General features: G+C 37.8%; 24 protein-coding genes. 20 read left to right on the top strand and 4 right to left on the bottom strand.

The window, feature by feature from the left end:
* Positions 1 to 23 precede the first annotated feature (23 nt).
* The 6 genes from EG2_RS03090 to EG2_RS03065 all read left to right on the top strand — a co-directional run bounded on the left by EG2_RS03090 (position 24) and on the right by EG2_RS03065 (position 5,832).
* A complete protein-coding gene (locus EG2_RS03090; RefSeq protein WP_060813403.1) occupies positions 24 to 1,037 on the top strand; it encodes a lipoate--protein ligase in 1,014 nt (337 codons plus the stop codon).
* Positions 1,038 to 1,069: 32 nt separating this feature from the next.
* On the top strand, positions 1,070 to 1,792 hold the full coding sequence (locus EG2_RS03085; protein WP_060813402.1) for a methionine ABC transporter ATP-binding protein: 723 nt from the start codon (positions 1,070 to 1,072) through the stop codon (positions 1,790 to 1,792).
* Entirely contained in the window at positions 1,779 to 2,447 is a 669-nt protein-coding gene (locus tag EG2_RS03080) for a methionine ABC transporter permease (protein WP_060813401.1), read from the top strand. Before EG2_RS03085 ends, EG2_RS03080 begins: the two co-directional genes overlap by 14 nt.
* An 8-nt stretch (positions 2,448 to 2,455) precedes the next feature.
* Positions 2,456 to 3,262, top strand: a complete 807-nt coding sequence (locus tag EG2_RS03075; protein ID WP_060813400.1) for a MetQ/NlpA family ABC transporter substrate-binding protein — start codon at positions 2,456 to 2,458, stop codon at positions 3,260 to 3,262.
* A gap of 226 nt (positions 3,263 to 3,488) precedes the next feature.
* Positions 3,489 to 5,069, top strand: a complete 1,581-nt coding sequence (locus EG2_RS03070; protein WP_060813399.1) for a peptide chain release factor 3 — start codon at positions 3,489 to 3,491, stop codon at positions 5,067 to 5,069.
* Positions 5,070 to 5,289: 220 nt separating this feature from the next.
* The gene (locus EG2_RS03065; RefSeq protein WP_060813398.1) at positions 5,290 to 5,832 is read left to right on the top strand and encodes a DUF3267 domain-containing protein; all 543 of its coding nucleotides are present in this window, start codon (positions 5,290 to 5,292) and stop codon (positions 5,830 to 5,832) included.
* Positions 5,833 to 5,903: 71 nt separating this feature from the next.
* Here the strand turns inward: EG2_RS03065 and EG2_RS03060 are convergent, their stop codons facing one another.
* A complete protein-coding gene (locus EG2_RS03060) occupies positions 5,904 to 6,521 on the bottom strand; it encodes a GNAT family N-acetyltransferase (protein ID WP_060813397.1) in 618 nt (205 codons plus the stop codon).
* A 141-nt stretch (positions 6,522 to 6,662) separates the two neighbouring features.
* Between EG2_RS03060 and EG2_RS03055 the strand changes: the two genes are divergently transcribed.
* The 6 genes from EG2_RS03055 (at position 6,663) to EG2_RS03030 (ending at position 12,362) form a co-directional block, all read left to right on the top strand.
* Positions 6,663 to 7,223, top strand: a complete 561-nt coding sequence (locus EG2_RS03055) for a TetR/AcrR family transcriptional regulator (RefSeq protein ID WP_060813396.1) — start codon at positions 6,663 to 6,665, stop codon at positions 7,221 to 7,223.
* Positions 7,224 to 7,568: 345 nt separating this feature from the next.
* Positions 7,569 to 8,006: a hypothetical protein gene (locus EG2_RS03050; RefSeq protein WP_060813395.1), complete on the top strand. Its 438-nt coding sequence runs from the start codon at positions 7,569 to 7,571 to the stop codon at positions 8,004 to 8,006.
* 175 nt (positions 8,007 to 8,181) lie between these two features.
* Positions 8,182 to 8,463, top strand: a complete 282-nt coding sequence (locus tag EG2_RS03045) for a hypothetical protein (RefSeq protein WP_060813394.1) — start codon at positions 8,182 to 8,184, stop codon at positions 8,461 to 8,463.
* A 459-nt stretch (positions 8,464 to 8,922) separates the two neighbouring features.
* Complete coding sequence (locus EG2_RS18745; RefSeq protein WP_113849597.1) at positions 8,923 to 9,381, top strand: hypothetical protein; 459 nt, start codon at positions 8,923 to 8,925, stop codon at positions 9,379 to 9,381.
* Between the two features lie 55 nt (positions 9,382 to 9,436).
* Positions 9,437 to 10,426, top strand: coding sequence for a hypothetical protein (locus EG2_RS03035; RefSeq protein ID WP_082709506.1), 990 nt, complete (start codon positions 9,437 to 9,439; stop codon positions 10,424 to 10,426).
* A 466-nt stretch (positions 10,427 to 10,892) separates the two neighbouring features.
* On the top strand, positions 10,893 to 12,362 hold the full coding sequence (locus tag EG2_RS03030) for a helix-turn-helix domain-containing protein (RefSeq protein WP_060813392.1): 1,470 nt from the start codon (positions 10,893 to 10,895) through the stop codon (positions 12,360 to 12,362).
* A gap of 154 nt (positions 12,363 to 12,516) precedes the next feature.
* On the opposite strand, the gene EG2_RS03025 is transcribed toward EG2_RS03030, so the two are convergent.
* Together EG2_RS03025 and EG2_RS03020 are read right to left on the bottom strand one after the other, a co-directional pair.
* The gene (locus EG2_RS03025; RefSeq protein WP_060813448.1) at positions 12,517 to 12,828 is read right to left on the bottom strand and encodes a DUF1827 family protein; all 312 of its coding nucleotides are present in this window, start codon (positions 12,826 to 12,828) and stop codon (positions 12,517 to 12,519) included.
* Positions 12,829 to 12,991: 163 nt separating this feature from the next.
* The gene (locus EG2_RS03020; protein ID WP_060813391.1) at positions 12,992 to 15,244 is read right to left on the bottom strand and encodes an ATP-dependent Clp protease ATP-binding subunit; all 2,253 of its coding nucleotides are present in this window, start codon (positions 15,242 to 15,244) and stop codon (positions 12,992 to 12,994) included.
* A 250-nt stretch (positions 15,245 to 15,494) separates the two neighbouring features.
* Here EG2_RS03020 and EG2_RS03015 point away from each other — a divergent pair, with 250 nt between their 5' ends.
* The 7 genes from EG2_RS03015 to EG2_RS02985 all read left to right on the top strand — a co-directional run bounded on the left by EG2_RS03015 (position 15,495) and on the right by EG2_RS02985 (position 21,587).
* Entirely contained in the window at positions 15,495 to 15,677 is a 183-nt protein-coding gene (locus EG2_RS03015) for a hypothetical protein (RefSeq protein WP_060813390.1), read from the top strand.
* Between the two features lie 171 nt (positions 15,678 to 15,848).
* On the top strand, positions 15,849 to 16,115 hold the full coding sequence (locus EG2_RS03010; protein WP_003126335.1) for a phosphocarrier protein HPr: 267 nt from the start codon (positions 15,849 to 15,851) through the stop codon (positions 16,113 to 16,115).
* Complete coding sequence (gene ptsP, locus EG2_RS03005; protein ID WP_060813389.1) at positions 16,115 to 17,842, top strand: phosphoenolpyruvate--protein phosphotransferase; 1,728 nt, start codon at positions 16,115 to 16,117, stop codon at positions 17,840 to 17,842. Before EG2_RS03010 ends, ptsP begins: the two co-directional genes overlap by 1 nt.
* Positions 17,843 to 18,047: 205 nt before the next feature.
* The gene (locus EG2_RS03000; RefSeq protein WP_060813388.1) at positions 18,048 to 19,067 is read left to right on the top strand and encodes a glycosyltransferase family 4 protein; all 1,020 of its coding nucleotides are present in this window, start codon (positions 18,048 to 18,050) and stop codon (positions 19,065 to 19,067) included.
* A gap of 22 nt (positions 19,068 to 19,089) precedes the next feature.
* Positions 19,090 to 20,322 carry a glycosyltransferase family 4 protein gene (locus EG2_RS02995; protein ID WP_021149858.1) on the top strand — a complete coding sequence of 411 codons (1,233 nt, stop codon included), beginning with the start codon at positions 19,090 to 19,092 and terminating at the stop codon, positions 20,320 to 20,322.
* Positions 20,323 to 20,396: 74 nt separating this feature from the next.
* On the top strand, positions 20,397 to 21,272 hold the full coding sequence (locus tag EG2_RS02990) for an NAD(P)-dependent oxidoreductase (protein WP_060813387.1): 876 nt from the start codon (positions 20,397 to 20,399) through the stop codon (positions 21,270 to 21,272).
* Positions 21,273 to 21,356: 84 nt separating this feature from the next.
* Positions 21,357 to 21,587, top strand: coding sequence for a YkuJ family protein (locus tag EG2_RS02985; protein ID WP_003126341.1), 231 nt, complete (start codon positions 21,357 to 21,359; stop codon positions 21,585 to 21,587).
* Between the two features lie 90 nt (positions 21,588 to 21,677).
* Here the strand turns inward: EG2_RS02985 and EG2_RS02980 are convergent, their stop codons facing one another.
* Complete coding sequence (locus tag EG2_RS02980) at positions 21,678 to 22,622, bottom strand: GIY-YIG nuclease family protein (RefSeq protein ID WP_082709505.1); 945 nt, start codon at positions 22,620 to 22,622, stop codon at positions 21,678 to 21,680.
* Between the two features lie 302 nt (positions 22,623 to 22,924).
* On the opposite strand from EG2_RS02980, the gene fabT reads away from it, so the two are divergent.
* Positions 22,925 to 23,365, top strand: a complete 441-nt coding sequence (gene fabT / locus EG2_RS02975) for a fatty acid biosynthesis transcriptional regulator FabT (RefSeq protein ID WP_005471259.1) — start codon at positions 22,925 to 22,927, stop codon at positions 23,363 to 23,365.
* The last annotated feature ends 4 nt before the right edge of the window (positions 23,366 to 23,369 follow it).

The following is a 23,369-nucleotide window of genomic DNA, read 5'->3' as shown; positions in this document are numbered from 1 at the left end:
AGAAATCATTGTGGGGTGGGAAAATGAGATTTTATCGAATGAAAAGTGATGATATTCGGATGAACTTAGCTACTGAAGAATATTTAATGAATAACGTAGATATTTCAGAACCATGCTTGCTGTTATACATACAAAAGCCGTGTGTTATAATCGGCAGAAACCAAAATGCCTACGAAGAAATAAATTTTGACTATTTACGACATAATGACATCGTTTTAACTCGGCGAACCTCTGGTGGCGGAGCAGTTTATGACGATCTAGGGAACATGAGTTTTAGTTTTGTGACTAAAAAAGATGTGACTCATTTTGGTGATTATCATGGAGCTACCCAACCTATTTTGAAAGCATTGCAGAAGATGGGAGCAAAAGAGGTTGAAGTACGGGGAAGAAATGACTTGTTTGTTGAAGGAAAGAAATTTTCTGGTAATGCCATGTACACAAAAAATGACAGAAGCTATTCCCACGGAACATTGATGTTCGATGTTGACTTAAGCGTTTTGACAAAAGTGTTGAACGTTCCACAGGAAAAGATCGATTCGAAGGCAACAAAATCGGTGCGTAAAAGTGTGACCAACATCAAGCCTTATCTTTCTGACGAATATCAACAGTTGTCAACGAAAGAATTTAGAGATCAATTGCTCTGTCATATTTATGACGTCGACAACATTGAGGAGATCCAAGAAAAAGAAATCAAATTAATGGCTGAGGATCAACGGAAGATTAATCAGTTGTATCAATCGCGATATGCCAATGATCAATGGATTTATGGGGAAGCCCCTAATTATCAATGGACGAAACGCAAACGTTTTGAAAATGTTGGTATCGTTGAACTACGCTTTTCAGTGGCAAAGGGGAAAATCACAGAAGCACAAATTACTGGAGATTTTTTTGGCGAAGAAGATATCGCTGGTCTCGAAAAACAGCTGATTGGTCTTCCTTATAATGAAGAGTTGCGGCAGCATTTTCAAGGGGTGGAAGTCGCGAAATATATCCATCAATTGACAAATGAGCAATTTGTATCACTACTTTTCAATTGAGTTTGAAGACAGAGGAGCGTCAGGAACCAAATATGATCGAAGTAAAAGAGGTTTCACAAGTATATCAGGACAATGTCCTTGATCGAGTATCGTTAACAATCAACAATGAGATCGTCGGTATCGTCGGCAAAAGCGGTTCCGGGAAGTCTACCTTGTTGCGTTTGATTAATTTGATCGAATCTCCTTCAGCTGGCGACATCGTGATTGATGGCGTGAACACGACAGGATTGACCAAGAAAATGAGACGAAGACTACAGCAAGATATTGCGATGATCTTTCAACAATTTAATCTGCTCCATAATCTGACTGTCTACGACAATGTTTATTTGCCTTTAAAATTAGCTGGAAAGTCACAACGACAGGTGATGGAAACGTTAGACTTCGTAGGTATGTCTGACAAGGCTTCGGTTTATCCTGCTTCTTTAAGTGGAGGGGAAAAGCAACGAGTAGCAATTGCCCGTGCTTTGGTCAAAGAACCAAAGATCCTCTTGTGTGATGAACCGACCAGTGCATTGGATGAAGATACTAAGGGAGATGTTTTATCGTTATTGCAAAAGGTTCATGGCACTTTCCAGCCTACAATCGTGTTTGTTAGTCATGAATTGTCAGCGGTTCGACAAGTTTGCGAGCGGGTCTATGTCATGGAACAAGGAAGAATCGTAGCGGAAGTAGCCAATACGCCGCATCTTTTACAAAAAGAAGAATTAAACTATGTTGATCGTGTGATAAGGAGTCTGAAGCATGACGATAATTGAGAGTATCCAATATTATTTACCAGAATTGATGCAAGCGATGGAAGAAACCCTGATCATGATGAGTATCTCTATCTTCGCCGCTGTTTTGATTGGATTGCCATTAGGTATTCTATTATTTATTAGTCGTGAAAACAACAATCAGGGAACGATTTTATATCAAATATTAAATTTGCTGATCACGGTCATTCGTTCGTTTCCTTATTTACTGTTTGTTGTTGCGATGATTCCCGTCACTCGTTTTTTGCTAGGCAGCTCGTTTGGGCCGATCCCAGCAAGTATCCCATTGAGTATTGTGTCAATCGTCGTCTATGCTCGTTTAGTCGAGCAAGTATTGTTGGATGTCCCAGAGGATGTCGGACTATTGGCACGCTCTTTGGGTGTCTCCACTTATCAATATGTCAAAGAATTTTTGCTCGTGGAAGCAAGAAGTGGGTTGATCCTGTCTCTGACGACAACGATCGTCAGTATGGTGTCTTATTCCACAGTGATGGGAATCGTTGGCGGAGGAGGAATCGGAGACTTTGCCATCCGTTATGGGTATCAACGGTACGAATATGGGGTCATGTATTTCGCCATTTTGGTGATGATCGTAGCAGTTTTTAGTATTCAATTGATCGGGAATGGGTTAGCAAAAAAAGTTGATAAAAGAAAGTAGGAGTAGGAATGAAAAAAGGAATATTTTTGGGGTTAGTACTAGCAGTAACGTTTCTCGGAGCTTGTGGAACAGGGAATGAGTCGCAATCAGAGGATAAAGTGATCAAAGTCGCTTCTCAAACGACCCCTATGACAGATGTTGTCAAAGTAGCAGCCGATGCGGTAGAAGATGGCTGGAAAATTGAATTGGTACAAGTAAATGACAATATTCAATACAATGAGCTGTTGAATAATAAGGAAGTAGACGCAAACTTTGCGCAGCATGAGCCGTATATGCAACGCTACAATGAAGAAAAATCAGCAGATTTAGTGGCTTTAGACAAAATTTATAATGCTAAAGTGGGCTTTTATTCAAAAGAGTATACAAAAATTGAAGACATTCCTGAAGGAACAAAAGTTGCTCTGCCGAATGATGTTTCTAATGAAGGACGAGCATTAGCCATCTTAGCTGAGCAAGGATTGATTGAATTAAAAGATGGAGTTGGAGTCAATGGTACGATCAAAGACATTACTGCGAATCCTAAAAACTTTGAATGGTTGTCTGTGGACTTATTGAATCTAGCAGAAGCCTATAATGAACCAAATGTCTCCCTTGTCTACAACTATCCGACCTATATCGCCAAAATTGGTCTGAAGCCTGACGATGCCTTGTTCTTAGAGAAAACGATAGATGATCGATTTGCGATCTCTTTAGTTGCTCGTAAGGATAATCAAGATTCAGAAAAAATCAACGTTTTGCGAAAAGCGATGACCAGTGATAAAGTCAAAGAATTTTTGGAAAATGAGCATAGTGATACATTAATTCCAGCCTTTTAGTTTTTTGAGTGTTTTTCATGCTTTCACAGCAGTTCTCGTAGAAATACAAATAGCTATCAAGCTGCTTAAACAGTTGCTCTCTAGACTTTCGAATCTGAATGATAGAGAGCATTTGTCTGTAATTTTTCTTTTTTCCGCTCTTGATACATGATATACTGATTTGGTCAGAAAATCTTTGTATAGATACAGAGAGTTCTAATTTCAAGGAATGGAGTAACTACATAACATGGAGAATCCAAATTTAAAACAACAAGTTGAAAGTCGTCGCACCTTTGCGATTATTTCTCACCCGGATGCTGGGAAGACAACGATCACTGAGCAGTTGCTGCTATTTGGAGGAGCAATTCGCCAAGCAGGAACTGTCAAAGGAAAGAAAACCGGTAATTTTGCTAAATCCGACTGGATGGAAATCGAGAAACAACGGGGGATTTCTGTCACTAGTTCTGTAATGCAATTTGATTATCAAGGAAAACGCGTGAACATTTTGGATACACCAGGACATGAGGATTTCTCTGAAGATACGTATCGTACGTTAATGGCTGTTGATAGCGCCGTGATGGTTATTGATAGTGCCAAAGGGATCGAAGCACAGACGAAAAAGCTTTTCCAAGTCGTAAAAAAACGGGGAATCCCGATCTTTACCTTTATCAACAAATTAGACCGAGATGGTCGTGAACCATTAGAACTTTTAGAAGAGCTAGAAGAGTTGCTTCAAATCGAGTCCTTCCCAATGAATTGGCCAATCGGAATGGGAAAAGGGCTTGAAGGACTTTATGACATTCACAATCAACGGGTTGAAATTTACCGTCCGGAATCTCATGGCGGCGAACGACTGATTCCTTTTGATCAAACAGGTGAGATTCCCCAAGATCATCCGCTGAATCAAAATGGTGTTTATCAACAAGTACTAGAAGAAGTAGAATTATTACAAGAAGCAGGAGATTCCTTTGATGAAGAAAAAATTGCTCGTGGCGATCAAACGCCTGTCTTCTTTGGCTCTGCATTAACAAACTTTGGTGTGCAAACCTTCTTAGAAACATTTTTACAATTTGCACCAGCACCATATGGACACAAAACAATGTCTGGAGAAGAAATCAGTCCTTACGAACAAGAGCTTTCAGGATTCGTTTTCAAAATCCAAGCCAATATGAACCCCGCACACCGAGATCGGATCGCCTTTGTCCGCATTTGCTCAGGAACATTTGAACGGGGAATGGATGTGACGCTTGAGCGGACAGGCAAAAAAATGAAATTAAGTAATGTGACTCAATTTATGGCAGACACTCGCGAAAATATCGAACAAGCTGTTGCCGGCGACATCATTGGGGTATATGATACCGGAAATTATCAGATTGGTGATACCTTATATGAAGGAAAATTGAAAGTTGCTTATGAAGAATTACCTTCATTCACACCTGAACTCTTTATGAAAGTAACAGCCAAAAATGTCATGAAACAAAAATCATTCCACAAAGGGATTTATCAGTTAGTGCAAGAGGGAGCCATCCAGTTGTATAAAACGTATCTCAGTGATGAATACATTATCGGAGCGGTTGGACAACTGCAATTCGAAGTGTTTCAATATCGGATGCTGAACGAGTACAATGCAGAGGTGATCATGTCGCCAATGGGACATAAGATTGCTCGTTGGATCGATCCTAAAGATTTGGATGAAAAGATGAGTTCAAGTCGCAACATCTTAGCCAAAGACCGTTTCGACCAGCCGTTGTTCTTGTTTGAGAACCAATTCGCGATGCGTTGGTTCGCCGACAAATATCCAGATGTCGAATTGAAAAGCTTGATGTGAAAACACTGCTAGTAGTTGTGACGGCAAGTGTTCTCAAATGATGGGAGCGAGAAATGAGTTGGTTCTTGTCTAAAAAACATTCTTATCGTTTTTGATAAGAATGTTTTTTTGTTTTGTATCAGTAAAAAATCGAATTGTTTTGGTCTAAAAAGACTGATATAATAATTTATGACGTGAGACGAGCGCTTATTGTGTTGCAAATACGAGTAAGGGGGTCATTATGAAATTAATCAAGCGTGTCAATTTGCTTGACGATAAAAAGCTGATCATGAAACTGAATATCTTAACGATTCCTCTATTGGTTATTTTCTTTGCTTTATTTACGCTTTTAACATTAGACAGAAAGTTATCGGAAGAAGTCACTATCGATTTAATGTATCTCGTTATTGCCATTCTATCAATGGCAGGGTTAATCATCGTTCATGAATTGATTCACGGGATTTTTTTTAAGCTGTTCAATAAGGAAGGAAAAGTCAAATTTGGTTTTAAGAATGGTTTGGCCTATGCAACAAGTCCTAATTCCTTTTATTCAAGGTGGCAGTTTTTACTTATTTTGCTTGCTCCTTTTGTCTTGATCACTTTGGTCTTATGGCTGTTGTATGCGTATAGGGAAATTTCTCCTTATGCATTTGTCTGGTTGGCTTCTTTTCATGGGTCAGCCTGTATTGGGGATTTTTATTTTTGTTATTTAGTGACTAAAGCTCCAGCGCATAGTTATGTAGAAGATACCGAACAAGGAATAAATTTTTATTCCAATAATTAGCAAAGCACAGCCATTAGGGCTGTGCTTTTTTGCACTCATTTGAAAAATGATTTTGTTGTGTAGCATGGCTATCATTTATCAATCACTTTGCTATAGAGCATGCACTGAAGATCAATTTTTTTGTTGGGCAATTTTAATGAAATTATTTTTTCTTTTTGACGTTGAAAACCGCGCTTTTCATAAAATTGATACGTACAAGCACTATCTGTAAAAAGATAAATTTCTTTTCCTTGCACTCTTTTCTGTAGTTCATTTAGCAGCCGCGTTCCGATCCCTTTGATAGGTATATCAGGATTAGCTGCTAAGAAAATGATTTCCCCATCAGGTGAATGGTCACTTAAATATTCAGAAAGGAGTTGATTGTTTCCGGCATCATATGTTCCGGCACTTTCTTTAGCAAAAAGATTCTGTAAGAATTCAAACAATTTTACGTATAGCTTTTGTCCAAAAGAAGTATGCGCTTTAGGTGCACCGCTTATTTCCGCTAGTAAAACTCCAGCCAATACATCTTCGTGATAGAGAGCAATAATCTCAGTCGCGCGATTTAATTCCAAGTACCAGAAATATCTGCCGTAAAGATTTAAGAGCAGTTTGTTTTTGATATACCAATCAAAGTGCATTCCTTTGAGGGCAAACTGGATGGCTTTATGATAGTCTTTTTTTTCTAAATTTCTGAAAGTTAAAGTCATTTTTTATTCTCCTAATCATTGGTTGTCTGTGATACACTTATATTATAATAGACACATTGTCGATTATCTATGGACAATCTTACTTGAACTTGTCGTTTAAACGACAAGTCTAGCCATAAGTGTCGAATAGGGGGAAGTAGAATGAATAAAGAGGATCGTCGGTTTAAAAAAACTGAAAGGGCGTTGGCAGAGGCTTTATCAAAACTGATGATGGATAAAAAAATACAATCAATCACTATACGCGAGCTAACAGAAACAGCCGATTTGCATCGATCCACGTTTTATAAACACTACACAGATATTTACGATCTATATGAGCAACTGGAAATGCAATTCTTCCAAGACATCAATCAACTGATTTCCTTTGATAGCACTCATAGCTATGAAGACTTGTATATAAATCTAGTTGAGTACGTCTATCATCATTCGTTTGTCTACAAGCTATTCATTACTTATTCAAACGGTTTGGAGGTACAAGAAAAAATGAAACAGTTGATCGAAAAAAATTACTTGGAAATTTGGTTGTATGAAGATAAAAAGAATATGATTACAGAAGAGATGAAATACTTTACGACCTATCATATTCAAGGTTGTCTTTCCGTATTGAATTATTGGGTAGAAACGAATTTTGCTTACTCAAAAAAGGAAATGCTGGAACTATTACAGAAATTAAACAATCATCTCGAAAGAATCATGCCCTGAGAAAAATTATAATTTGTAAACGAGGCACGATCGTTGTAAAAAAGATCACATCCCCTTTTGATTTGGAACTAGAATTACTTTGACATGATGATTGAACGGAACGGATAATGCGTTAGTTTTCAAATAAAAATTCTGCTAGAAAAAATCCTCTTAAAAAGCTCTATAAGCTTTTTAAGAGGATTTTTTGTATCTAATTCTAAGCTGGTTAGTCGATTCTGTCAAAAAAAGATTGTACATAATGTGTAATTTTTTGACAAAAAAAGATAACTAAAAAGGTTATAAATGCTTTATTTTAAAGTGTAGGAAGGTCATTTGCCATAAATAATCTCTGAAGGTGATTTGAAAATGATGGAAATATCAGAAAGTAAAAGTATGAGAGGAAAAATGTTTTCCATACGATTTACAAATAAAAGACACGTATATTTTCTTAGAAAATGTGTTTTTCCTATAAATTATACTTTAAAACAAGTAGAAAATTACTTGCACAATTCATTAAACATTGTAAAAGAAACATTAGAAATCCTCGATGCAACGAATGTTCTGATTATGGATGGCTTCAAACGTTCTAATGAGAGCACGGATAATACATTAATTGATGCCTATTGGATAGACGCTGAACAATACATAATAGAGTTGAACTATACAAATAAGGTAGATTATATCATTTTAATTGCAAATATAGATACAGAGTTGGATGCTGTCGAAAAATTTGTCAAGAGTGAATACCCAAATTCTCAGTTTACGATCGAACATTATGATGAAGCGTGGATAGTAAAATCGTAAATAGTCTTCGTCAGAGAGATGATTATAGGAAAAAGAGAAAACTCATGCCATAGAAGAATCGAATGTCTTTCTAGCAATTGATGAACCAATAAATTTTGATTTTCAAGAAATTGATTTTAGTAAGGAGCTATTAAATCATGAAGGTAGTATAAATGTAGAGATTTCACTGAATGAATTGATTACTGATGACATTTTAGCGATCTCTTCATTTGGTAATGGCTTAAGTGCGGCTTTTGAAAACGCAGAAGAATGGGTAGTTACGCAATCTGCAGATGTCCGTAAGTTTTACGTTACATTAGATCTTAAGAAATTTCTGGCGCATGATCAAGAGAATTATAAAATTGTTTTTACTCTCAGTGAGATGACCTCAGGCGTTACTAATCCTAATTCATCGGACTTAAAAACCAAACTCAGAAATAGTCAAGAAGAAAATGAAGCCTCGACAATGAATGAATGATTGGGTGGAGGAATCGTACTCTGAAACAAGTACTATTTCTTCCTCAAATAGCGCCTCAACTGGGAGTGTGTTTCACAGTAGTGAGAGTGCTTTTTTATGGAAGAAGCACAATCGGATAGTACTGTATTTTCATTTTTCCAAGAATAATTCGATTGTCAGACTAATTCTCCCATCTAGTTGTGAAGCATGTTAATTCTAGCCATGGCACATAATGAATATCCCAAGATCTGCCTATGAGACGGACGGGGTTCAGATTTCTGTGTTAAACAAGAATCCGATCTTTGCAAATTAATAACAGGTGCAAAAGATTAAAACATTACTAGATAAAATTAAAAAATACTTTATTCTTATTGTGAATAAAATTGCAAAAAGAAGAGAATATTGTCAAAAAAAATAGTGTATAGTTTTTTTGTAAGACCATCTTCTTACAAAATAAATAATAAAGGAGGAATGAAATTAATGAAAAAGGTTACTTTAGTAACAACATTATTGCTTGCTCTATTTTTTGGAGCATCAGCAAGTGCAGAAGTAGTTACTGTAAATGTCACAGAAGGAGCAGCAACATTTACTTTAGCTACTCCTGTTGAAACAAAAACTGTAGATTTTGCAGATATTAGTTTTACAGAAACGAAAGCGAATCCGCTAACAGGTACTTTCACGTTATCTGGAACATTAACGAATAAGTCATTTGGAGCAAAGCAAGTAGTGATAACAGCAGCAGTTCCTGGAGAAACCTCAGCACCTGGTTTAACGATTGCAACGAGTGAAGTATTCAAAGTTGAAGCAAGTCAAGGCTATGAAACGACTGAAGAAGGTACTTTTGATTATACAATTGATCCTTCAACTTTTGACAACACTAAGGCAAGTGATTATGTAATCACACTAACTGCATCAGAAGTGACAGACGTCACTCCTTAATCGTATGTTATATCCTAGCTACAAGAATGAATCTTATTCTTTTAGGGTGTTTCTTTTGTTCCTGTGCTTAGGAATATTTTTTTTCAGTCCAGAAGCATTGGCAGAAGAATCGATTGGCTCTTCTTTTGAAGTTCAGATCCAAGCAGACAAGGATTCAAGTATAGTAAAAGATATTCAATTTTCGCCTGATCTGAACCAAAAGTATACTTATACAGCAACTGTTACTAATCATGAAAATCATGCCATTGAAGTATCGGTTTTTCCTAGTATCGCTGTTTCAACTAGGACTTCAATGACTTATGTTGCGGAAACAAACAATTTGCTAAATAAAGATTATGATTTAAAGAAGTACGTAAAAATCTTACCAATTGAAGGTAAATTGGAAGATGGTCTTTTAAAAATAGATGCAAAGCAAAGCAAAAAAATCAAAATCATAATTAATATAAATAAAAAGATTATTGGGGAAGTATTAGGTGGAATCAATTTCTCTCAAGCAATTGGTTTACAAGAAAATAAAGATTCCGTAAATGTTCAGCAAGTTTATCAAAAAGTAATCGTTGTTCGCTTGAAACAAAATGAATGGGCTCAAGAAACAAAACAGATCATTGGGGACTTTAAATTTACGATTACAGGAAACGCAACGACTCTTTCTTATTACCTTTACAACAAGAATCCACTTGTTACTTATGCAGAAGGTGGCTCCTATCAAGTAATCAATCCTGATCAAGAGATCATAGCTGAAGGGGAGATAGAACAAGAGAAGATTGTGCTTTCACCGTATATAAAAACAATGTTTGAGGCGCCATTGATAGATAAAGCTGAATTGATGTCTGGGGAGTATCAATTTGTTTTATCCGATGGCGAAGATGAGACGATAACGTATTTTAATTATACGAAAGAAAAAATTGATCAGTTTATAGAGGAGACTACAGATCTTAGTAATAATGTTACAGTGAAGTCAAAAGTCAATCTTTGGTTGATCATCGCCTTATCACTAGTTTCATTTTTGCTTATTTTTTCGCTTGTAAAATTGCTAAAAAAATAAGAAAAGTTTAGGGACGTACTTCGCCTCTAAACTTTTCTTGTTGCTTAAAAGTCCGCTTCTGTCATCTGATATTAGAAAAGCACTTGCTGAAATTTTACCTGGCAGTTTTTATTTCCTCAAAGAATTGTTTTATTTGTTTGATACAAATTGTCTTCGCGAGTTCTTTTATATCGGAACTGGAGCTTTTTAATTTTGATAAAAGAAAGTGTTCACTCATGAGTAGATTAAATGATTCGCAATCATTGTAGATTAGCTCATTTTAGTTTAAACATACCTATCATCCTAGGGCGACAATTCTCAGCGACGACCAGGGGTTCTTATTTTTTATCACTATTTATCTAAAAAAACTGTTTCCACCGATAAAAAGAGTATCTTTTCATCTCAATAGGTAACTGTAGTTAATAATTGTTTCGTTTCAGAGATAGACAAAATTATCGAAGTAACTATCATTAAAAAGGAGAGCGTCATGGATTTATGGAAGTTGTTTCTGACAGAGAGGCAAGAACAAAAATTAAACTTGTTAGAGGATATTATTTCAAAGACTGAAACATCAATTGATGAACTAGCTTGTAAGCATTCGCTGACTAATCGCAAGGTGAAGTCATTGATTATGCAGATCAATGAGGATTACATAGTAGAACTGAATATAACCGACTCACTCATTAAATTTGAAAATAGATTATTTAGACTTTCTGATGTAGAGACCCCAGAAACTTTTACGTCTTTGTATTCAAGTTTAAAGATACAGTATATTAGACAAAGTTCTGTTTTCCAAGTCCTGAATTACTTTCTCAAACATCGAAAAGTAGGGATGGTCAAGTTATCAATGCAATTTAATTATAGTCAGTCTTATTGTTACAAATTAGTCAATAAAGCAAACGATATCATTCGAACGATTGGAGTCGATTGCCAGATTAGGAAGAAAATGAATTATTTAGTTGTGGAAGGTAAGGAAAGCCAGATACGAGTACTTTCCTATATTCTGAATACACATTCTTCGACATTTGCTGAGGACAATTATTATAGTTATCATAACGAAAAGAATGTAACGAGGATCAAGCAAGAGAAACTTTCTAGAATAACTAGAGTTTTTATGGATGCCCATAAAATAGGAAGTTATACTGATATAGATTCAAAAGAGGAGACGGCTATAAGCGACTGTTTATATGAAGAAATCCGACTAGGATTTTGTCAGACTTTTTATCCGTTAGATAAAAAGATCAATAATTCTATTTATCAGTCAGAAAAATTTTTTTACTATCTTTTCGCTATTTATTTCTTTCCAGAATATTTGACATCTGAAATCTGTGAACGATTGGGGGAGCGATTAATGAAATTATCTGGAAATCCTATCGTAGATCATGCATGTGAAGCTTTGAAGAAAATGGAGGAGAGTTACAGTATTCCTGCCAACCTTCATAGCACATTTGTTTTTCATCTTGTATATCGTTTTTTGATCACGGATAAGCTGAGTTTAAGTTCCTTCTTTTACCACGAAGATAAGAAATTGTTGTTGAACGATAAGTTTCTAAAAATAAAAGAGATGATAAAATCAGTTTACAAAAAAAGCATAGCGGAAAGAGATTTGGATATATTTAGTACACAACTAACAGAGCTACTATACTCCTATGTTGGACATGTGATGGCGGAACCTTTGAATGTCATGATTAATATTACCTATCATGCCAACTATGTAATGTTAGTAAAAAATTATATAACAGGTGTATATAAAAAGGAAACTGTAACTATGGTAGAAAACCTTGCAGAAGCAGATATCGTTATTTCTGATCGATTCGTTGAATCAAAAAAGAATCAGTGTTTTTTCTTTCTTGAGGATATCCATAACATTGAAACATGGAAAAGGTTAGGGATATTTATCAATGGAAGGATCATCGAACGGCGAATTCGATCTGAAAGTGCCCCAAAAATTAGCTAGGATCGATCTGTTGATTGAGTCATGGCACAGATGCTTTTACTTAAAGATTGTTTGTTTCGCAGGGGCAACGATAAATAAGTCAAAAAAATATATCTATAAAAGAGGGCTGTGACAGTCATCTTTTATAGATATTTTTTTAGCGAGTTCATTGGTATTAGGTTTGCGAAGAAAGTGATTTTTGGATAGAAATTTCTACGATATCGGGCATTTCAATAACTGAGATTGTATCAGGTTCATAAGAACCAGGCGGTAATTTTTTCAAGAAGTAATGTTTGATTTCTTCAATTTCGGTAGGTTTGATTGCGCGTTTTTTGTTGATCAGCAATATTTCGTTGTGATTTGGGGCAGAAGTAAAGATGACTGTGATGTCTCCGGCAGTATATACTTTTACCAATTCAGCATCGGTATTTTCAAGCTGATTCATAACTAATCGAGAATGGCTGTTTGTCACATTGATCAATTTCACCATACTCACCTCACATTCTATGTATTTTTATTAATATTATAGGGCGTTTTTTTTAAAAAGAAAAGCCAGACAGCTTGAAAACCTTGGTTTTTTTGAGGTTATTCAGGCGTCTGGCATAGAAATCTAGACAAATAAGGTGCGATGTCTGGCTGTAGCGAGGATTTTACTCATCATCAGATGGCTGTTCTCCTTGTTCTTTGGGCTCTTCTGGTGTGTCAACTGTTTTTGCTGTCACAATGATTTTGTCTTCAGAGTCCAAAGTTGCTTGCAGATCATGGACTTGAGGATGATCAAGATAAAATTCTGCGATACCATCTTCGATATGATCTTGAATCGTTCGGCGTAATGGGCGAGCCCCCATCGTAGCACTATAACCAAGCTCTACCAATTTTTCTTGGACATTTTCTGGAACTTCAATATGCAATTTTTGATTGGCTAAGGTTTGATTGACATCTGCGAGCATCAAAGAAACGATGGATAACAGATTTTCTTTGCTTAATGCTTTGAATTCAATGATGCCATCAAAGCGATTCAGAAATTCTGGTGTGAAGTAGTTATTTAACTGATTCAAGACAGAGCGTGTGACACCTTCCCGAGCTGCTCCAAAACCAACATTAGCTTCTACTTTTCCAGTGCCGGCATTACTTGTCATGATGATCAACGTGTCTTTGAAGCTGACCGTGCGTCCTTGAGCATCAGTTAAACGACCGTCATCCAAGATTTGCAAAAACATATGCAGAACATCAGGATGAGCTTTTTCGATTTCATCTAAAAGAATTAAGCTATAAGGGTTACGACGGACTTTTTCCGTTAACTGTCCAGCTTCTTCATAACCAACATAACCAGGAGGAGAACCAATCAGTTTAGAAACACTGTGTTTTTCCATGTATTCTGACATGTCAAAACGAATCATTGATTCTTCAGAGCCAAACATTTCATAGGCAAGTTGTTTAGCAAGTTCTGTTTTACCAACACCAGTTGGTCCGACAAAAAGGAATGAACCGATCGGACGGCTTTGTTTTCCTAATCCCACACGATTACGACGGATCGCTTTAGCAACTTTATCGATTGCTTCATCTTGTCCGATTACATGCGATTTCAGATCTTGAGCTAAGTTTTTCAACTGAGTTTGTTCTTTTTCTTTGAGTTCGCCAACCGGAATGCCCGTTCGTTCTTCAACGATTTGCTCCATATCCTTTTCGGTGATGACGGGTGTTTCTTCTTCACTGATTTGACGTTCTTTCATTTTTTGCAGCTTATTGATTTGATCTCGGTAGTAAGCGGCCTTTTCAAAGTCCTCTTCTCTAGAAGCAGCTTGTTTTTGTTCTTCTGCTTCTTGCAATTTCTTGTCGATTGTTTTTGGATCGACAATTTGAATAGTCAGATTTTTTTTCGAGCCGGTCTCATCCAGAAGATCGATTGCTTTATCAGGCAAGAAACGGTCTTGGATGTAGCGATTGGAAAGGGTAGCAGCAGCTTTGATTGCCTCATCCGTATATCTTACATGATGGTAATCTTCATATCGAGGCTGTAATCCTTTCAAAATACTGATGGTTTCTTCTACAGAAGGTTCATCGACTCGGACAGGTTGCAAACGACGTTCCAATGCTGCATCTTTTTCAATGATGCGATATTCGTTCAATGTCGTTGCGCCGACCATTTGTAATTCGCCGCGAGCCAATGCTGGTTTCAGAATGTTTCCAGCGTCCATGTTGCCATCACCAGCAGCCCCTGCGCCCACGATCTCATGGACTTCGTCAATGAATAAGATGACATTTTCGGCTTGTTTGATTTCTTCGATCAATTTTTGGATCCGCTCTTCGAATTGTCCACGAATGCCCGTTCCTTGAACCAGTGACGCAACATCCAAGCGAATCACTTCTTTATCCATTAATTTTTGAGGAACGTCACCGTCGACGATTTTTTGTGCCAGACCTTCCACGACAGCGGTTTTACCTACACCAGGCTCACCAATCAATACCGGATTGTTTTTCGTTCGGCGATTCAAGATCTCGATCACCCGACGAATTTCATCATCACGTCCTACGACTGGATCGATCCCGCCGTCTCGAGCTTGTTGTGTGATATTGATGCCGTATTCGCCTAAAAGACCCGAAGGTGCTTGGCCATTGCGCGGAGGTTGTCCGCCGATTACGCCATTTCCTCCAGTTTGAGTTGGAGGCGTTTGTTCATAAGGTGAATTTCCTTGTTGCATTTGGCGGGACATTTGTCGAAAAAGGTCATCAAGATTTCCGAAGCCAAAGGGATCCTGAGCCATCATATTTGTTGGATTTCCAGATTGTGCTTTTAATTTTTGGTAACAACTTTGACAATAATCGAGTTGTTTTCTTTGACCATTGACATTGGCATAAAGATGAATAGAAGCTTCATTTTTACCGCAGTTTTGACAAAGCATATGTTCACGACCTTTCTTATCATTTGCTCGTCTATCATTCTACCGCGATTTTTACTCATGGTAAAAAGATACACTTGCAGATTCGGTGAATAATTGTCAGCATCGTCAAAAGTTTCATTGACCTTTACTGACCATAACTTTATTATACAATTTTTTTTTCAGACTGCAAGGATTTCAGCTTTGATGGCGGAAACAACTTTTCCCTGAAAAAAGAATCGTTTATAATGGAGAAGATGAAGAGGTGATAGAGATGAATGAAAATCGATTTGTTGAACAAATTGAACAGTTGCGCTCTGGAGAAATCAACGAATTGCTGGTAGAACAATCCGAATTTCTGCTATTTCGAGAAGCATGGCTAAAATTGGAAGACCGCATGAAATTTGTCGGTGAGGCTGGCTTGAATGGCAAGATCATCTATCGGTACCAACCATAAAAACAAATATAGGTTCATTTCAGTCGTTTTCTTAAGAGAAAACGGTTGTCTATCAGAGAAAAAAATGGTAATCTTAACAGTTGAAAGGGCGTTTTTTTGAGTCTGACAATTGACTGAGTCAAAAAAAGCCTTCACCACAAAAAAACCGTATCATAAAGGAGATTGATCAATATGGAAAAGAAAGATTTTCACGTAGTTGCTGAGACAGGGATTCACGCACGTCCAGCTACTTTATTAGTACAAACAGCAAGCAAATTCAACTCTGATATCAACTTGGAGTACAAAGGTAAATCAGTAAACCTTAAATCAATCATGGGCGTTATGTCTCTAGGTGTTGGTCAAGGTTCTGACGTTACAATCACTGCTGAAGGTGCTGACGAAGCAGATGCAATCGCTGCAATCGTTGAAACAATGAAAAAAGAAGGTTTGTCTGAATAATGGTTGAGATGCTAAAAGGAATTGCTGCTAGTGATGGTGTAGCCGTTGCCAAAGCCTACCTGTTAGTACAACCTGATTTATCTTTTTCAAAAGTAAATGTTGAAGATACGGCAGCAGAAGAAGCTCGTTTAGATGAAGCACTAGCAAAGTCAACAGCGGAATTGCAACAAATCCGTGACAAAGCAGCGCAATCTTTAGGCGAGGCAGAAGCACAAGTATTTGATGCTCATTTAATGGTTCTGTCAGATCCTGAAATGATCGGACAAATCAAACAAAACATGGCAGATAACAAAGTCAATGCAGAAGCTGCATTGAAAGAAGTCACTGACATGTATATCGGCATGTTTGAAGCAATGGATGATAATGCATACATGCAAGAACGTGCAGCGGACATCAAAGACGTTGCGAAACGTATCTTGGCACATTTGCTAAATGTGACGTTGCCAAATCCTTCAATGATCAACGAAGAAGTTGTTATCGTTGCTCACGATTTGACACCAAGTGATACTGCGCAATTAGACCGCAACTTCGTTAAAGCTTTTGTAACTGATATCGGGGGACGTACTTCTCACTCAGCAATCATGGCTCGATCTCTTGAAATTCCTGCAATCGTAGGATCAAAAGAAATCACAGCTAAAGTGAATGCTGGCGATATTCTGGCAGTTAACGGAATCTTAGGTGATGTTATCATCAATCCTACTGAAGACCAAGCTGCTGAATTTATTGAAGCAGGGAAAGCTTACGCAGAACAAAAAGCAGAATGGGAAAAATTGAAAGATGCTCAAACCGTTACAGCTGACGGCAAGCACTTTGAATTAGCTGCAAATATCGGAACGCCTAAAGATCTTGAAGGTGTTCATAACAATGGTGCAGAAGCTGTCGGTTTATACCGGACAGAATTCTTGTACATGGATTCTCCTGATTTTCCTACAGAAGATGACCAATATGAAGCATACAAAGCAGTTCTTGAAGGAATGGCTGGTAAACCAGTCGTTGTTCGTACAATGGACATCGGTGGGGACAAAGAACTTCCTTACTTGAAATTACCACACGAAATGAATCCATTCTTAGGCTATCGTGCATTGCGTATCAGTTTGTCTGAGTTGGGTGACGGCATGTTCCGTACACAACTTCGTGCGCTGTTACGTGCTTCTGCTCACGGAAACTTGCGGATTATGTTCCCAATGGTGGCAACATTGAAAGAGTTCCGTGCTGCGAAAAAAATGTACGAAGAAGAACGTCAAAAATTGATCGATGAAGGCGTAACCGTCTCTGAAGATATTCAAGTAGGTATCATGATCGAAATTCCTGCAGCAGCTGTCTTAGCTGACAAATTTGCCAAGGAAGTAGACTTCTTCAGTATTGGTACCAATGACTTGATCCAATACACAATGGCTGCAGACCGTATGAATGAACAAGTTTCATATCTTTACCAACCATATAACCCATCTATTCTACGTTTGATCAAAAACGTAATCGATTCAGCACATGCTGAAGGTAAATGGGCTGGTATGTGTGGAGAAATGGCCGGCGATCAAACTGCTGTGCCACTTCTAGTGGGTATGGGCTTAGATGAATTCTCTATGAGCGCAACTTCTGTACTTAAAACACGGAGCTTAATGAAACGCTTGTCGACAACTGACATGCAAGAATTAGCAAAACGTGCTTTGGAAGATTGCGATACGATGGAAGAAGTAGTCGAATTGATCAATCAATATGTAAAGTAGTCCAAAGTTAGCAGCAAGCGAATTCGCTTGCTGCTTTTTTTGTGGTCTGGGACGAACAGTTTTGTCATATTGTTTTGATGACCTTTGATAAACCGGCTTTTTGACGTATGATAGAAATCAATACAAAAACTAGGCCTTGAGTTGGAGGGTGTTCTCGTCTAGCTATGTTATACTAGATGTAACAGTTTAGAAGGAGGAATCTCGTTTGAAAGTACTTCTCTATTTTGAAAGTGAAAAGCTTTTAGAGAAATCTGGTATCGGCAGAGCACTTGCGCATCAGCAACGTGCACTGAGCAGTATCGGTGTTGAATATACATTAGACAAACAAGCTGAGGATTATGATATACTTCATATTAATACCTATGGGATCAATTCGTTGAATCAAATCAATAAAGCAAGGAAACAAGGCAAAAAGGTAATTTACCATGCGCATTCGACCGAAGAAGATTTTCGAAATTCATTTATCGGCTCAAACCAGTTATCGCCATTATACAAAAAATATTTGATCAATTTATATTCCCGAGCCGATCAATTGATAACCCCAACGCCCTACGCAAAAGAACTATTGGAAGGGTATGGCATCAGGGTACCGATCTGTGCGATTTCTAATGGGATTGATTTGGACAAATATCGTCCGGAACCAAAAAAAGAACAGGCTTTTCGTGACTATTTCCAATTGGCGGCGGATCAAAAAGTGATTATTTCTGTTGGCTTGTATTTTGAGAGAAAAGGAATTGTCGATTTTGTTGAGATTGCTCGCCGCATGCCAGAGTATACTTTTATTTGGTTTGGACATACACCTATGTATACGATCCCTAAAGCGGTTCGAGATCTCGTGAAAGAAAACCATCCTGAAAATGTTATTTTCCCTGGCTATATCAAAGGAGATGTCATTGAGGGGGCCTATTCTGGAGCAGATCTGTTTTTCTTTCCTTCCTATGAAGAAACAGAAGGGATCGTTGTGTTAGAGGCGCTTGCTAGTAAGCAGAAAGTTTTAGTGCGTGACATTCCTGTTTACCATGGTTGGTTGCAAGAAAATCAAAATTCTTATATGGGACGGACAGTTGATGAGTTCGTTGAACAAGTTGCTAACATCGTAGAAGGTCGTGTGCCAGATCTGTCAGCTGCTGGCTATCAGGCAGCTGCAGAACGGAGTATTGAAGAAATTGGAAAAGAGTTAAAGAAAGTTTATCAAGGCGTTTTAGAAGAAAAACCCGTTGATTGACGGCAAGTTTGGAGGTACCGTTGTGAAAATCGGATTTTTTACAGACACATATTTTCCACAAGTGAGCGGTGTAGCGACATCGATCAAAACATTAAAAGAAGAGTTGGAAAAGAAGGGCCATAAGGTCTATATCTTTACGACTACAGATCCAAATGCAGAAATGGATGAGGAAGATATCATTCGTATGCCTAGTGTGCCTTTCGTGTCTTTCAAAGACCGTAGAATCGTGGTGCGGGGCATGTGGTATGCCTATTTGATTGCGAAAGAGTTGGAACTAGAACTGATTCATACCCATACTGAGTTTGGTGCGGGACTACTGGGAAAAATGGTGGGTCGAAAACTACAGATTCCTGTGATTCATACCTATCATACAATGTATGAAGATTATCTGCATTATATTGCGAAAGGAAAAGTTTTGCGACCGACACACGTAAAGTATTTCTCTCGTCTGTTTGCCAATCATTCTACTGGGGTTGTCTGCCCGAGTGAACGGGTCATCGATACACTACGCAGTTATGGCGTTGTGTCGCCGATGCGCATCATTCCCACTGGCATCGAGGTAGAGAAATTTCGCCGTCCGGATATCACTTTGGAAATGAAACGAGCCTTGCGTCAAGAATTGGCGATTGAAGAAGACCAGCCAATGTTATTATCATTGAGTCGTATTTCTTATGAGAAAAATATCCAAGCGATCGTTGATGGACTGCCTGATATTCTAGCAGAAATTCCTTCAGCCAAATTAGTGATCGTGGGCAAAGGGCCTTACAAAGAAAAATTGGAAGAAAAAGTTCAAGAAATGAACTTGTCTGACCATGTTCATTTTGTTGGAGAGGTTGCAAATGATGAAGTAGCCATCTATTATCATGCAGCAGATTTCTTCGTCAGTGCTTCTACTTCAGAGACACAAGGACTGACGTATACAGAAGCAATGGCAGCAGGTACGCCTTTAGTGGTTGAAGGCAATGATTATTTAAATACATTGATCGATGATCCATCTCTTGGTGTGACTTTTGACACCGATCAAGATTTTGCTTCAGCATTTATTCATTATTATCAACAGCAGATTCCTAGGGATGAAAGTGTCTTAGCGCGAAAAATGTATGAAATCTCTGCAGCACACTTTGGTGAATCGATGCTTTCTTTTTACCATGATATGATCGCTTACTATGAGACAGAACGCCTAGACAAGGAAACCGAAGAAACATTAAAAAAATTCAAAGTCAAATTGAAATCATTTAAACGAACAATTGATTAAACATTATTGCAGTCAAGTTCACGTTTTTAGCGTATACTAAAGACGTGAATTTTTTTATTTTTGGAGGTATGACTATGAAGCTAGGTTTTATTGGAACGGGTGTCATGGGCCAATCAATGGTCGGTCACTTTTTAGCAAGCGGACATCATGTAAATGTGTATAATCGTACAAAAAGCAAAACAGACAAATTAGTTGCTAAGGGAGCGGTTTGGTGTGATACGCCTGAATTAGTTGCTGCTGAAAGTGAAGTTGTTTTCACAATGGTCGGCTATCCTGCAGATGTTGAGGAAGTTTACTATGGAGAAAAGGGAATTTTTCAAACCGATGTTGCGGCAAAATATTTAGTTGACTTTACAACTAGTACGCCAAAATTAGCAGAACAAATCTATCAAACGGCAAAAGAGCATGGTGCGGCAAGTATTGATGCGCCGGTTTCTGGTGGTGACCTTGGAGCAAAAAATGGAACGTTGACGATAATGGCGGGTGGTGACGAGGAAGCTTATCAAAAAGTTGAACCTCTATTTGAGATTGTCGGAAAAACGTGTCATCTTCATGGCTCTGCCGGCAAAGGCCAGCACACAAAAATGGCCAATCAGATCATGATTGCCGGCACGATGACTGGAATGACTGAGATGCTCGTCTATGCCGATAAAGCAGGCTTAGAACTTCCGCAAGTCATTGAGACATTATCTGGTGGCAGCGCCGCAAACTGGTCATTGGCCAACTACAGCCCCCGTATTTTGAAAGAAGATTTTTCACCTGGCTTTTTTGTCAAACATTTTATCAAAGATTTAGGTATCGCGCTTGATGAAGCAGCGAAAATGGGACTGGATTTGCCAAGTACGGCTTTGGCAAAAAAAATGTACGATCGCTTAGCGGAAGCAGGCTATGAAAGTGATGGGACTCAAGCCCTGATTAAGCTTTGGTGGCAAGATGGAAAAAAATCTTAAAATGACAAAATAAATTGTAAAAAATCAATGCAAGATAGAATATGATTTGATACAATATAACGGACAGAAAAAGGAGGCTTACGAATGAAAAGTTCGCAATTAGTCGCTATCATCAAACGTTTAGAAGCGATGGTCGAAGCGCAAGACAATGAGGTTCAAGTTCGCCGTTTCGAAAAAGAAGGCGTAGAAAAATGCACCGTGACCTACGATAACACCACAGAAACGTTTGAGTTAACGGAAGCAGAGTCAAGTCAGCCTTATCAATTTGATAATATTGATATTGTAGCCATGGAAATTTATGATTTGATCCAATAAACGTATCAGCGTTCAGATGAAAAATGCCATACGCATTGCCAGCGTTCCTTTTTAAGGAGCGCTGGTTTTTTGTTGTAATCATTTGAGCGTCTAGGTATTTGAGAGCACAAAGTTTAATTGTCTTAATTGACGCAAAATTATATGTAGAGGGTCAAGGTCTGTTGGCAGCAATCGTTTAGCTGTTGTTAAAGGCGCTGGAGCAAAAGCATCAGAGGTTGATACAACTTCGCTATGAATGATTTGTCCAAAAGAGAGTTGATAGACTTTTACTTGTGATGAATCGGCAGCAAGAGAAGCTTCAAGAGGAATCTCAAAGCGAAGTTCTGGAAGAGCGATCAGAGTATTCACCTCGAGAATTTCTCGATAAAAGGATTGAAGCAATTTTTTTTGGTACAGTAGGTGATCTGCCTGTTCAAAAAGTAAATGTTCCGCAAAATAATGCAATCGTTGGTCGAGATAGTGAAATATTGTCTTGCTTTCTGCACGAAAGAAAAGTTTCAGCTCATTCAGTTTTTCTTCCAAAGGAATAGTTTGCATCAACGGCAACTGTTTGGATAACGAGAGAAGTTTATAAGGATTCACAGAAGGTAATTGATACGTTTCTGTCAATATCTCAATGATTTCCGGTAATTGCTTGGATCGGCGAAAAGGTCCTAATGCATCCTCTGCTGCCTCATTTGTTCGAACGATGTTTCCTGCATCAAAGCGGATGTATTGGTAATTAAGAAAGTTGGTCATTTGACGGTTGTAAATGGGACGATGTTGCTGAATCAACTGACATTCCAACAATAGCGCATCGAGTTCTGTGTCTACGAAAATTGTTTCGAAATCTACGACATTGTGAACTAAACGCAGAATTTTGTTTGTATGCTGTGTGTTTTTGCGAAAATAAGAAGAAACTCGTTGTTTCAATTGTTTGGCTTTTCCAACATACAGAATTCCGCTATGGGAATCTTTCATTAAATAAATCCCAGGCTTTTGGGGTAACGCATTTGCTTTTTGTTTTAAGTATTCGATACGCGCGTTGATGTCCATCACCTCATTTCTACACTGCAACGATACCAAAATTTAAGGTGCAGAACAAGTGATGATCTGACACGATAATCATTTTCGTGAAATGAGGTAAGAAATCTTTGATAATCAAAACAATTTTTAACTACTCGATTCTCTGGTAATTGTCAACTTAAAAACTTGTGAAGGTTAGAAAAGTATACTGAAAATAAAAATGCGCTTAAAAAAAATAAAAATCAAAAAATTTTCTTGCAATTCTCTAAAAGTTACTTTATAGTTTGACTATCAAATGATTTGATTATCAAACTATTCGGATGGTGAAAGATATGGAACCAAATTTAGAAACGGTCAACGACTACTTAGTCAGTGTCTTCAATGACATTCTCGTGATCGAAGAATCAGAATTAAAGAAATCACAATTTAAAGATCTTTCAATCACAGAAATGCATACGATTGAAGCAATCGGCATGTACAAGAAGAAAACAACTTCAGAAGTCGCTAAAGAGCTTTCTATTACTGTTGGGACCCTCACCATTGCAATCAATCGTTTGGTTAAAAAAGAATATGTAGAACGCATTCGCAGTGAAGACGATCGACGCGTAGTCAAACTTGCGTTGACAAAAAAAGGCAAATTGCTTTATCGGGTACATCAACATTTTCACCGTGAGATGGTCAAAGGCGTTCTAAGCCAGATGTCTACGGATGAAGAACAAGCTTTACTTAAAGCCTTAAAAAATCTGCATGACTTTTTACAAGATTATAAGTGAGTGT

It is taken from the genome of Enterococcus gallinarum NBRC 100675 (genome assembly GCF_001544275.1).
Taxonomy (GTDB): domain Bacteria; phylum Bacillota; class Bacilli; order Lactobacillales; family Enterococcaceae; genus Enterococcus_D; species Enterococcus_D gallinarum.
Note: the sequence above shows the minus strand (reverse complement) of the source record. Positions and strands in the feature narration are given on the sequence as shown.

Coding starts and splice junctions, on each gene's coding strand:
- EG2_RS03090 (WP_060813403.1), top strand. CDS start 24: ATGAGATTTTATCGAATGAAAAGTGATGATATTCGGATGAACTTAGCT.
- EG2_RS03085 (WP_060813402.1), top strand. CDS start 1,070: ATGATCGAAGTAAAAGAGGTTTCACAAGTATATCAGGACAATGTCCTT.
- EG2_RS03080 (WP_060813401.1), top strand. CDS start 1,779: ATGACGATAATTGAGAGTATCCAATATTATTTACCAGAATTGATGCAA.
- EG2_RS03075 (WP_060813400.1), top strand. CDS start 2,456: ATGAAAAAAGGAATATTTTTGGGGTTAGTACTAGCAGTAACGTTTCTC.
- EG2_RS03070 (WP_060813399.1), top strand. CDS start 3,489: ATGGAGAATCCAAATTTAAAACAACAAGTTGAAAGTCGTCGCACCTTT.
- EG2_RS03065 (WP_060813398.1), top strand. CDS start 5,290: ATGAAATTAATCAAGCGTGTCAATTTGCTTGACGATAAAAAGCTGATC.
- EG2_RS03060 (WP_060813397.1), bottom strand. CDS start 6,521: ATGACTTTAACTTTCAGAAATTTAGAAAAAAAAGACTATCATAAAGCC.
- EG2_RS03055 (WP_060813396.1), top strand. CDS start 6,663: ATGAATAAAGAGGATCGTCGGTTTAAAAAAACTGAAAGGGCGTTGGCA.
- EG2_RS03050 (WP_060813395.1), top strand. CDS start 7,569: ATGATGGAAATATCAGAAAGTAAAAGTATGAGAGGAAAAATGTTTTCC.
- EG2_RS18745 (WP_113849597.1), top strand. CDS start 8,923: ATGAAAAAGGTTACTTTAGTAACAACATTATTGCTTGCTCTATTTTTT.
- EG2_RS03030 (WP_060813392.1), top strand. CDS start 10,893: ATGGATTTATGGAAGTTGTTTCTGACAGAGAGGCAAGAACAAAAATTA.
- EG2_RS03020 (WP_060813391.1), bottom strand. CDS start 15,244: ATGCTTTGTCAAAACTGCGGTAAAAATGAAGCTTCTATTCATCTTTAT.
- EG2_RS03015 (WP_060813390.1), top strand. CDS start 15,495: ATGAATGAAAATCGATTTGTTGAACAAATTGAACAGTTGCGCTCTGGA.
- EG2_RS03010 (WP_003126335.1), top strand. CDS start 15,849: ATGGAAAAGAAAGATTTTCACGTAGTTGCTGAGACAGGGATTCACGCA.
- ptsP (WP_060813389.1), top strand. CDS start 16,115: ATGGTTGAGATGCTAAAAGGAATTGCTGCTAGTGATGGTGTAGCCGTT.
- EG2_RS02990 (WP_060813387.1), top strand. CDS start 20,397: ATGAAGCTAGGTTTTATTGGAACGGGTGTCATGGGCCAATCAATGGTC.
- EG2_RS02985 (WP_003126341.1), top strand. CDS start 21,357: ATGAAAAGTTCGCAATTAGTCGCTATCATCAAACGTTTAGAAGCGATG.
- EG2_RS02980 (WP_082709505.1), bottom strand. CDS start 22,622: ATGGACATCAACGCGCGTATCGAATACTTAAAACAAAAAGCAAATGCG.
- fabT (WP_005471259.1), top strand. CDS start 22,925: ATGGAACCAAATTTAGAAACGGTCAACGACTACTTAGTCAGTGTCTTC.